This window comes from Streptomyces sp. SID10853 (assembly GCF_010548145.1).
Lineage (GTDB): Bacteria > Actinomycetota > Actinomycetes > Streptomycetales > Streptomycetaceae > Streptomyces.
The window spans coordinates 1-9,865 of record NZ_JAAGLN010000253.1 but is presented as its reverse complement, the minus strand read 5'-3'; the positions used below and the strand labels follow the sequence as shown (position 1 = coordinate 9,865).

Here is a 9,865-nt window from a genome sequence, read left to right as displayed (position 1 = left end):
CGCGGCTCTCCGACGGCCCCTCGCCGTACAGCCCGTCGGGCCCGTCCGGCCCCGCCGGCCCGTCCGAACACCCGGGCGTGGTCCCCACCCCGGCGCCCGCTCCGGTCCGGCCGGCCGCGCCGGCCAAGAAGGGCCGCTCGAAGCTGGGCCTCATCGGCGTCGGCGTCGTGGTGCTCGCCGGTGTGGCGTACGGCGCGGGGCTGCTGATGAACCACTCCGACGTACCCAAGGGCACCACCGTGCTCGGCGTCGACATCGGCGGCGGCACCCGGGACGACGCCGTCAACAAACTCGACAGCACGCTCGGCACCAGGGTCAACTCCCCGATCCAGCTGAGCGTCGACGGCCGCAAAACCGAACTCAGGCCGGCCACGGCGGGGCTCACCCTGGACACCCAGGCCACCGTGCGCGGTGCCGCGGGCAGTGACTACAACCCCGTCTCGGTGATCGGTTCGCTCTTCGGCGGCCAACGGCAGGTCGAGCCGGTCCTGCCCACCGACAACGAGAAGCTCGGCGTCGCGCTCACCGACCTGGCGGGTGCGTCCGGCTCCGCGTCCGAGGGCACGATCAAGTTCGAGCCCGGCAAGGCCGTTCCCGAACCGGGCAAGGCGGGCAAGGCGCTGGACGTCAACAAGTCGATGGTGGCCGTCCGGGACGCGTTCCGTGCACAGGTCCAGACGGGGAAGCCGCACACCGTCCAACTCCCGGTGGTGGCACGGCAGCCGACGATCTCCCAGGCCGAGATCGACCGGGCCATGAAGGACTTCGCGAAGCCCGCGATGTCCGGCCTGATCACGATCAAGGCGGGCAACAAGCAGATCCAGTTCGGCCCGGAGAAGTCGCTCCCCAAGATCCTCTCCATGAAGCCCGTCAACGGCAGGCTCGAACAGGTCTACAACCGGACCGCGATCAACCAGCTGCTCGAAGGCGTCTTCGACGGCATCATGATCACCAAGGGCGACGGCCAGAAGCACCAGGTCTCGTCGACCGACGTGGCACAGGCCATGCAGACCGCGCTGCTCGGCAAGACGCCGACGGAGCGCGTCGCCACGATCAGCCTCAACCCGAGCTGACCGGGGCCCCAGCCACGCCGTACGGGCAACCCGGCCCCCGCCGACCACACCGGCGGGGGCCGCGTCGTGACTCCGGGCGTCATGGACCAGCCCGTCACGGATCGGCCCGTCACGGCCCAGCCCGTCACCGATCGGCCCGTCATGGACCAGCCCGTCATGAATCCCCTATGACATCTGTCATCGTCGACTCACGACAGGCGGCTCTGCCGCGGGGCACCCCCTGTGAGCGACGCTGTTCTCATGACGAAGACGACCGCACCGCCCACCACCGTGGCGAGCTTCGAGCAGGTGAACAAGACCTACGGCCAGGTACGCGCCGTAGCCGACCTCACCCTCGATCTGCACCCCGGAGAAACCGTCGCACTCCTCGGCCCCAACGGGGCGGGCAAGTCGTCGACGCTCGACCTCCTGCTCGGACTGCGCAACGCCGACTCGGGCACCGTCCGGGTCTTCGGCACCAGCCCCGAGCAGGCCATCAGGGACGGCCGCGTCGGCGCGATGCTGCAGAGCGGCGGCCTGATGGAGGAGGTCAAGGTCCGCGAGCTGGTCCAGCTGGCCTGCGACCTGCACCGCCACCCGCGCCCGGTCGCCGATGTGCTCGACCGCGCGGGCATCACCCAGATCGCCGACCGCATGGTCAACAAGCTCTCCGGCGGCCAGGAGCAGCGGGTCCGCTTCGCACTGGCGACAGCCGGGGACAACGACCTGATCGTCCTCGACGAGCCGACCACCGGGATGGACGTCTCCGCCCGGCACGCCTTCTGGGCCACCATGCGTGAACAGGCCGACCAGGGCCGTACGGTCCTCTTCGCCACGCACTACCTGGAGGAGGCGGACGCCATCGCCGACCGGGTGCTGGTCCTCCACAAGGGCCGGCTGCTCGCCGACGGGACCGCGTCCGAGATCAAGGCCAAGGCCGGTGCCCGGCGGATCGCCTTCGACCTGGAGGGCGCCATCGACGAGGGCGCGCTGCGCGGTCTCCCGTTCCTGACGGCCTTCGACGTGTCGGGCCGCACCGTCCGTATCCAGTCGTCCGACGCCGACGCCACCGTCCACGCGCTGTACGGACTCGGGCTCTACCCCCGCAACCTCGAAGTCGCGGGCCTCGGCCTGGAGCAGGCATTCGTCGCCATCACCGAGGCCGAGGAGGCCAAAGCAGCATGAGGACCCTGGTCAAGCTCGAAATCACCCGGACCCTGCGGAACAAGAAGTTCATGTTCTTCTCGATCCTCTACCCCTCGATGCTCTACCTGATCATCGCGAGCGGGGCGTCGTCGACCGACAAGATCGGCGGCACCGGCCTCACCCTGCAGAACTTCTACGTGGTCGCGATGGCCTCCTTCGGCGCGCTCACCGCCGTCCTCATGGGCAACAGCGAGCGCATCGCCAAGGAGCGCGAGAAGGGCTGGGTACGCCAGCTGCGCCTCACCTCGCTGCCGGGCCGCGGCTATGTCATCGCGAAGATCGGCAGCGCGGCGGTGGTCACGCTGCCGTGCATCGTCGTCGTCTTCATCGTGGCGGCGCTGGCCAAGGGCGTCCGGTTCGACGCCTGGCAGTGGCTCGCCCTGACCGGGGTCATCTGGGCCGGCAGTCTGGTCTTCGCCGCGCTCGGGGTCGCCATCGGATACATCGCCAGCGGTGACGCGGTCCGGCCGATCACGATGATCATCTACTTCGGCCTGTCCATCCTCGGCGGCCTCTGGCTGCCCACGACGTCCTTCCCGAAGTGGCTGCAGAACATCGCGGAGTGGCTGCCCACCCACGCGTACGCCGGTCTCGGCCAGTCCATCGAGGTGGGCAACGCCCCGCACATCAAGGACGTGGCCATCCTCTTCGTGTACTTCCTGATCTTCGCGGGCGGCGCCGCCTGGCTGTACCGGAAGGACACACTGAAGGCGTGAAGGAGGAACGAGCGGTCGGTATCGGCCGAGTGCCCGAGAACCGCCGGGAGGCCGCCAGGAAGATGCTGTGGATCGGCATCTGGCTGGTCTTCCTGGCCACCCCGCTGAACGCGCTGCTCGACGGCCGCTACTCGGCTGCCGAGCAGGTGCTCGGCTGGGCCGGGCTGACCGTCTTCGTCGGCACGTATCTCGTCATGGTCTTCCGGCACACCAGCCGCTCACGCCATCCCGAGTACGTCAACAGCGCCCTGGCCGCGGCTCTCGGCGCCATCGCCGTCGGGCTCAACCTCGCCCTCGGCTCCCCCTGGCTCGTGCTCTTCGTGTACGTCGCCGTGAACTGCGGCGCGGTCCTGCCGCTGCGCCGGGCCAGCTGGGGGATTCTCGGGTCCACCGCGCTGCTCTGTCTCCTCGCCGTCCGCAGCGGCGATCTGGAGCAGCAGGCCGGGCCGCTGCTCATCCCCACCCTGCTCGGCGGGTTCGCGATGACCGGGGTGCGGCAGCTGATCCGTACGACGGTCCAGCTGAAGGAGGCTCGCGCCACGGTCGCCCAGCTCGCCGCGAACGAGGAGCGGCTGCGGATGGCCCGCGACCTCCACGATCTGCTCGGCCACTCCCTGTCGCTGATCACGCTCAAGTCCGAGCTGGCCGGCCGGATGCTCCCGGACCACCCGGGGCAGGCGGCCGCGCAGGTCGCGGACATCGAGCAGGTCAGCAGACAGGCGCTGACGGACGTACGGGAAGCGGTCACCGGCTACCGGCGGCCCACCCTGCCCGGCGAACTGGCGGGCGCCCGCACGGCGCTGTCGGCCGCGGGCATCGTGGCCGACGTACCCGTCGAAGTGCCCGCGGACTTCGAGAGCGCCGGCCTGGACGAGGAACAGGAAGCCGTCCTGGCCTGGGCGCTGCGCGAGGGCATCACCAACGTCGTACGGCACAGCGGCGCCCGCCACTGCACGGTCGCGCTCGGTGCCCGGCAGACCCTGGACGGCCGCAGCCTCGAACTGGTGGTGCGTGACGACGGCAGGGGCGCCGCGGCCGGTCCGCACGGCAATGGGCTGACCGGCTTGGCCGAGCGCCTCGCCAAGGCCGGCGGCACCCTCGATACCCAGGCCGGTCCTGGCTTCACCCTCACTGTCCGCGTCCCCATAGGATCCGGTGCATGATCAGGCTCTTGCTCGCGGAGGACCAGGCCATGGTCCGGGAGGCCCTGGCCGCACTGCTCGGCCTTGAGCCCGATTTCGAGGTCGTGGCCCAAGTGGCCCGCGGCGACGAGGTCCTGGCCGCCGCCCGGGACCAGTCCGTCGATGTCGCGCTGCTCGACATCGAGATGCCCGGCATGACCGGCATCGAAGCGGCCGCCCAGCTCCACCGCGAGCTGCCCGCGCTCAAGGTCGTCGTCCTCACCACCTTCGGCCGCCCCGGCTATCTGCGCCGGGCCATGGAGTCCGGCGCCCACGCCTTCCTGGTCAAGGACGCCCCCGCGGCCCAGCTGGCCACCGCGGTGCGGAAGGTCCTCGACGGGGAACGGGTCATCGACCCCACCCTGGCCGCAGCCGCGCTCTCGGACGGCGCGAACCCGCTGACGGAGCGGGAGCGCGACGTGCTGCGCGCGGCGGCGGACGGCTCGACCAACGCGGAGCTGGCCGCGGCGCTGCACCTGTCGCAGGGCACCGTCCGCAACTACCTCTCGACGGCGATCCAGAAACTGACGGCCCGCAACAGGGCCGAGGCCGTACGGATCGCGCGCGAGAAGGGCTGGCTCTGACCGCGGTCTCCTGAGCCCCGAGCCCCCGCGCATCCCCTCCCCAGGCGCACCCCGCTTCACGGGTGCATCCTGGCCCCCTTGAGTACCTTGTCCACCGCGTTGCGCGGTCCGTACACCGCGAGGCCCACCAGATCGAGCCGGTCGCGCCCGACCGCACGGACCGCGGCGCGGTTGTCCCGGTCGTTGCCCGTACCGAACAGATCACGGGTGAAGACGGCCCGGGGGAGCGCCCGGGACAGGACCCGTGCGTGCGCGGTGGTCAGCGTCCCGCCGGAGCCCTCGAAGACCAGCACCGGCTGCCGGAACATCGGCAGATAGGCCGTGCCGTCGGCATCCGCGTACGGCTCGCCGATCACCTCGGGCACCGTCGGGCCGAGACCGCTGACCAGGAACGCCGTCACATTCAGCCGCTGCCAGGTCGCCAGGTCCTCGTGCAGCAGCACGGCGATCTTGGTGTCGAAGCGGACCGGCGCGCCGTCGCGGAGGCCGGCGGTGGGCGTGTCGGCGATGGGGGCGGAGGCAGTCTCAGTACTCATACCCAGAGACTGCCCAACGGTCCTGAGCAGCGTCTTGTACGTTGTTTGCATGGTGCCCGAGCCGGAGATCTCCGCATGGCGCCCGCCCGTAGCGGGTGTCGTGGAGGTCTTCCACGCCCACTTCACCGAGCACGCCTACCCGATGCACGTCCATGACGCCTGGACCCTGCTGATCGTCGACGACGGCGCGGTGCGTTACGACCTCGACCGCCATGAGCACGGCACCCCGCACGACACCGTCTCGCTGCTGCCCCCGCAGGTGCCGCACAACGGCTCGCCCGCCACCCCGGAGGGCTTCCGCAAACGGGTGCTCTACCTGGACATGACCCAGCTCGACGCCGGATACATCGGCGCGGCGGTGGACCGGCCCGACCTGGTCGACCCGGTGCTGCGCAGCAGCGTCGGCCGGCTGCACACGGCCCTGGCCTCCCGGGGCGACGAGCTGGCCGCGGAGAGCGGCCTGGCGCTGATCAGCGAGCGGCTGCGCGGACATCTGCGGCCCGGCACCACGGTGCGCCGCCCGGCGGAGGACGGCAGGACCGTCGCCCACCGGCTGCGGGCGCTGCTGGACGAACGGCTGGTCCAGGGCGTGACACTGCAGCAGGCCGCGGCCGAGGTGCACGCCCACCCCGCCCATCTGGTACGGGCGTTCGGCGCCGCCTTCGGTATCACCCCGCACCAGTACCTGACGTCCCGCCGGATCGACCTGGCCAGGGGGCTGCTGCTGGAGGGCCGGCTGCCCGGCGATGTCGCGGTGGCCACCGGGTTCTACGACCAGTCCCATCTGACACGGCACTTCAAGCGTGTGGTGGGCGTGGCACCGGGCCGGTACGCCCGCACGGGAGCGGCGCGGGCGCCCGCTGGTCCGCCGCCCCTCAGTTGAGCATCGCGCGGGCCGACCGGGCCCGCCCCCGTACCGTCTCGGCCGTTGCCGGGTCGACCGTGGCGACCACCTCCGCGTACTCCTCCATCTCCACCGCACCACGCATGAAGTCGCCGCGCTCCACCAGGAGTTGGGCGTGTTCATAGCGCAGCTGCGCCGGGTGGGCGGGCAGCAGCAGTGCGAGTTCGACCGCCCAGAGCTGGACGTCCGTGCGTTCGGGGCGGGCCGCGGCCCAGGCGCGGATGTTGTTCAGGACGCGCAGGATGATCTCCAGCGGGTCCGCCGGGACGAGCATGGCCGGATCGAAGGGCGCACCCGTCGCCCCGGCGACCAGGGCGCCCGCGTCCTCGCCGCTGAGCAGGCGGCCGCCCCCGAAGGGATCGGCGAGCACCTGCTCGTCCCGCGGCCCGGCGGGATCGCCGAAGCCGACCACGAAGTGGCCCGGCAGCGCCACCCCGTACACCGGCGCACCGGCCCGCCGCGCCACCTCGATCCACACCACCGAGAGCAGGATCGGCAGTCCGCGCCTGTGCCGCAGCACCTCGTGCAGCAGCGAGGACTCCAGCCGCTGGTAGTCGGCGGCGCCGCCCCTGAAATCGTGCTGCTCGCCGAGGAGTTCACCGAGGGCGGCGGCCCAGGCGCGGGCTCCGGCGAGCCCGTACGGCAGCATCCCCGCCAGCCGGTCGAGTTCGATCTCGGCGGTGTCGATGCCGTCCTGGCCGAGCGAGGGGTCGGCCTCCGTGCCCACCAGCAGACACAGCAGCGCGAGGTCGGGCCGCTCGGAGCGGGCCTCGTCGGCGAACTGCCGGCGCCAGTCGGTGGATTGCTCGTCCATGTGACTCTCGTACCCGCCTATGCCGTGGGGATGTGCTGCCGGTAGTGGTGGTAGCTGTGGTGGGTCCTGAACCCCATGCCGTCGTAGAGCGCGCGGGCCCCGGTGTTGTCCTCCTCGACCTGGAGCCAGGCCGCCGACGCGCCCTCGTCGAGCGCCCGGCGGGCCAGCGCGGTCATCACGGCGCTCGCCAGGCCCTGGCGGCGGGCCGCGGGGTCCACCTCGACGGCCATGAAACCGGCCCACCGGCCGTCGGTCACACAGCGGCCGATCGCCACCGGCACCCCGCCGGTCCCCGCGACCGAGGCGAACCACGTCGAAGGGCCGCTGCCGAGCACCTTGAGCACGGCCGGATCCGGTGTCGTGATGCGCTGGTAGCGGGCCAGCCAGGACGCGTCGCAGGACCGCGAGAGCGTGACCCGGGAGACCGCGTCCTCCAGCGGGCGGCCCGGATCGCCCAGCGGAGCCAGCGCCCCGGTCCGTACCAGCGCGGTCACCTCGCGGGTCCAGCCGCGCTCCTCAAGGCTCGCGGCGAGCACCTCCTGAGTGCCCTCGTACCCGGTGGCGAGCTGCATGTACGCGGGCAGGCCGCGCTCCGCGTACCAGGCGTGCACCCGCTCCAGCGCCTCGTCCAGCGGCCGGCCCGGATCACCGAGCGGCAGGACGGAGTTGGCGCGGCGGGTGAATCCGGCGGCGGCCCGCAGCTGCCAGTCGCCGAGCTGCTCGCTCTCCATCGGCTGCCAGGCGCGCGCCATGGCCCGCGCCAGTTCGGGGAAGGTCGCCGACGGGCCGCGCCTGCGCGCGGGGGCCGCGGGCACGGTCTTGCCCGCGACGAGCGCCGATTCCGGAATACGGACCGACACGCCCGACCGCTGTGTGATGGACAGCACACCCGCGTCCCATGATGTGAGAACACCCACCGTGTCGGTGAACTTCGCCCCTGGTGCGGCCTCGTTGGCCAGCTGCCTGACTGATACCCGTTTGCCCACGTCAACAGGTGTAATTCGGACCTCGAGCCGTCCGCCGGTAGTGAATTCCACAGCTCTCTCCGCCCCTCCTGTTCGGATCGCGCCCAGGAACGGAGATACTAGGTGCGGGCATCGACGACGCCGCGCTCCCGCGCAGAGCAGCCCTACCGAGGAGGAACGACAGCGTGACTTACGTCATCGCGCAGCCTTGTGTCGACGTCAAGGACAAGGCGTGCATCGAGGAGTGCCCCGTCGACTGCATCTACGAGGGCTCCCGGTCCTTGTACATCCACCCGGACGAATGCGTCGACTGTGGTGCCTGTGAGCCGGTCTGTCCGGTGGAAGCGATCTTCTACGAGGACGACACCCCGGAGGAGTGGAAGGACTACTACAAGGCGAACGTCGAATACTTCGACGAGCTCGGCTCGCCCGGTGGCGCCTCCAAGCTCGGCCTGATCGAGCGCGACCACCCCTTCATCGCGGCGCTTCCTCCGCAGAACGGCTGATCCCGTAGCGACCCGGTCCCGTACGGCATCTTCGCCGTACGGGACCGCGGCATTTCTTGTGAAACCCCGTACGTACGAGAAAGTGAAGCCCGTGTCCGCACTCTCATCGCGTCTCCCCGCCTTCCCCTGGGACAAGCTGGAGCCGTACAAGGCGACGGCCGCAGCCCACCCGGACGGCATCGTGGACCTCTCCGTCGGCACCCCGGTCGACCCGGTCCCGCCGGTCGTGCGCGAAGCGCTCGCCGCGGCGGCCGACTCGCCGGGGTATCCGACGGTGTGGGGGACCCCCGGGCTGCGCGACGCGATCAGCGGCTGGTGCGAGCGCAGGCTGGGTGCCCGCGAGGTCGCGCACACCCATGTGCTGCCGGTCGTCGGCTCCAAGGAACTGGTCGCCTGGCTCCCCACCCAGCTCGGCCTCGGCGCCGGCGACCGGGTGGCGTACCCGCGGCTCGCCTACCCGACGTACGAGGTGGGCGCGCGGCTCTGCGGTGCGGAGCCGGTCGTGTACGACGACCCGACGGAGCTGGACCCCGAGGGGCTCAGGCTGCTCTGGCTCAACTCGCCGTCGAACCCGACGGGCCAGGTCATCGGCGCGGACGAACTGGCCCGGATCGTCGCCTGGGCGCGGGAGCACGGCGTGCTGATCGCGAGCGACGAGTGCTACTTCGAGCTGGGCTGGGAGGCCGAGCCGGTCTCCGTGCTCCACCCGGACGTCTGCGGCGGTACGTACGAGGGCCTGATCGCCGTCCACTCGCTCTCCAAGCGCTCCAACCTGGCCGGCTACCGCGCCGCGTTCATCGCGGGCGACGCCGCGGTGCTCGGCGAGCTGCTGCAGATCCGCAAGCACGGCGGGATGATGACGGCCGCTCCCGTACAGGCCGCGGTGGTCGCCGCGCTCGGCGACGACGCCCATGTGACGGAGCAGCGCGAGCGGTACCTGGCCCGGCGCGCCGCCCTGCGGACCGCGCTGGAGGCGCACGGCTTCCGGATCGAGCACAGCGAGGCCAGCCTCTACCTGTGGGCGACCCGTGACGAGCCGTGCTGGGACACCGTCGCCCACCTCGCGGAGCTGGGCATCCTGGTGGCGCCCGGCGACTTCTACGGGGTCGCGGGCGAGCGCTTCGTCCGGGTCGCGCTGACGGCCACGGACGAGCGGGTGGCCGCCGCGGTGAAGCGGCTGGGCGAGCAGTAGCCGGCCGCGCCGCGATCCGCATACGGAAGGGGCCCGGGGAGCCAACTCCCCGAGCCCCTCGCCTGTGTGCCGGGCGGTGTCCGGCACACGGACTTGACCTACTGGCCGAGCGGCAGGCCGTTGACGGGCAGCTTGCCCGCGGACGGCAGGGCGCCGCCGGCGCTCTGCGCGGTGCCGCCGACCAGGGTGCCGGCGCTGCCCGCGGTGTC

11 protein-coding genes are annotated in these 9,865 nt (G+C 71.6%); 8 read left to right on the top strand and 3 right to left on the bottom strand.

Translation table 11 applies throughout. From position 1 onward, the window contains the following. From G3I19_RS30855 to G3I19_RS30830, 5 genes are all read left to right on the top strand, one after another. The coding region (locus tag G3I19_RS30855) for a hypothetical protein (RefSeq protein ID WP_239074943.1) at positions 1-1,073 on the top strand (1,073 nt) is incomplete at its 5' end. A 240-nt stretch (positions 1,074-1,313) separates the two neighbouring features. Further along, positions 1,314-2,237 (top strand): ABC transporter ATP-binding protein, encoded by a 924-nt coding sequence (locus tag G3I19_RS30845; protein WP_164267017.1) that lies wholly within the window; start codon positions 1,314-1,316, stop codon positions 2,235-2,237. After that, on the top strand, positions 2,234-2,974 hold the full coding sequence (locus G3I19_RS30840; RefSeq protein WP_164267016.1) for an ABC transporter permease: 741 nt from the start codon (positions 2,234-2,236) through the stop codon (positions 2,972-2,974). Before G3I19_RS30845 ends, G3I19_RS30840 begins: the two co-directional genes overlap by 4 nt. A gap of 62 nt (positions 2,975-3,036) precedes the next feature. Further along, on the top strand, positions 3,037-4,137 hold the full coding sequence (locus G3I19_RS30835) for a sensor histidine kinase (RefSeq protein ID WP_164267019.1): 1,101 nt from the start codon (positions 3,037-3,039) through the stop codon (positions 4,135-4,137). Next, positions 4,125-4,739 (top strand): response regulator transcription factor, encoded by a 615-nt coding sequence (locus tag G3I19_RS30830; RefSeq protein ID WP_164267018.1) that lies wholly within the window; start codon positions 4,125-4,127, stop codon positions 4,737-4,739. Before G3I19_RS30835 ends, G3I19_RS30830 begins: the two co-directional genes overlap by 13 nt. 56 nt (positions 4,740-4,795) lie before the next feature. Here the strand turns inward: G3I19_RS30830 and G3I19_RS30825 are convergent, their stop codons facing one another. After that, positions 4,796-5,275, bottom strand: a complete 480-nt coding sequence (locus tag G3I19_RS30825) for a DUF2000 domain-containing protein (RefSeq protein ID WP_164267015.1) — start codon at positions 5,273-5,275, stop codon at positions 4,796-4,798. Positions 5,276-5,324: 49 nt separating this feature from the next. On the opposite strand from G3I19_RS30825, the gene G3I19_RS30820 reads away from it, so the two are divergent. Continuing rightward, on the top strand, positions 5,325-6,158 hold the full coding sequence (locus G3I19_RS30820) for an AraC family transcriptional regulator (protein WP_164267014.1): 834 nt from the start codon (positions 5,325-5,327) through the stop codon (positions 6,156-6,158). Here the strand turns inward: G3I19_RS30820 and G3I19_RS30815 are convergent. Together G3I19_RS30815 and G3I19_RS30810 are read right to left on the bottom strand one after the other, a co-directional pair. Beyond that, on the bottom strand, positions 6,151-6,993 hold the full coding sequence (locus G3I19_RS30815; protein WP_164267013.1) for a transglutaminase-like domain-containing protein: 843 nt from the start codon (positions 6,991-6,993) through the stop codon (positions 6,151-6,153). The genes G3I19_RS30820 and G3I19_RS30815 overlap by 8 nt on opposite strands. A gap of 17 nt (positions 6,994-7,010) precedes the next feature. Next, positions 7,011-8,030 carry a GNAT family N-acetyltransferase gene (locus G3I19_RS30810; RefSeq protein ID WP_164267012.1) on the bottom strand — a complete coding sequence of 340 codons (1,020 nt, stop codon included), beginning with the start codon at positions 8,028-8,030 and terminating at the stop codon, positions 7,011-7,013. A gap of 113 nt (positions 8,031-8,143) precedes the next feature. Here G3I19_RS30810 and fdxA point away from each other — a divergent pair, with 113 nt between their 5' ends. Beyond that, positions 8,144-8,464, top strand: coding sequence for a ferredoxin (gene fdxA, locus G3I19_RS30805; protein ID WP_164267011.1), 321 nt, complete (start codon positions 8,144-8,146; stop codon positions 8,462-8,464). Positions 8,465-8,555: 91 nt separating this feature from the next. Further along, complete coding sequence (gene dapC, locus G3I19_RS30800) at positions 8,556-9,656, top strand: succinyldiaminopimelate transaminase (RefSeq protein WP_164267010.1); 1,101 nt, start codon at positions 8,556-8,558, stop codon at positions 9,654-9,656. Positions 9,657-9,865 lie beyond the last annotated feature (209 nt).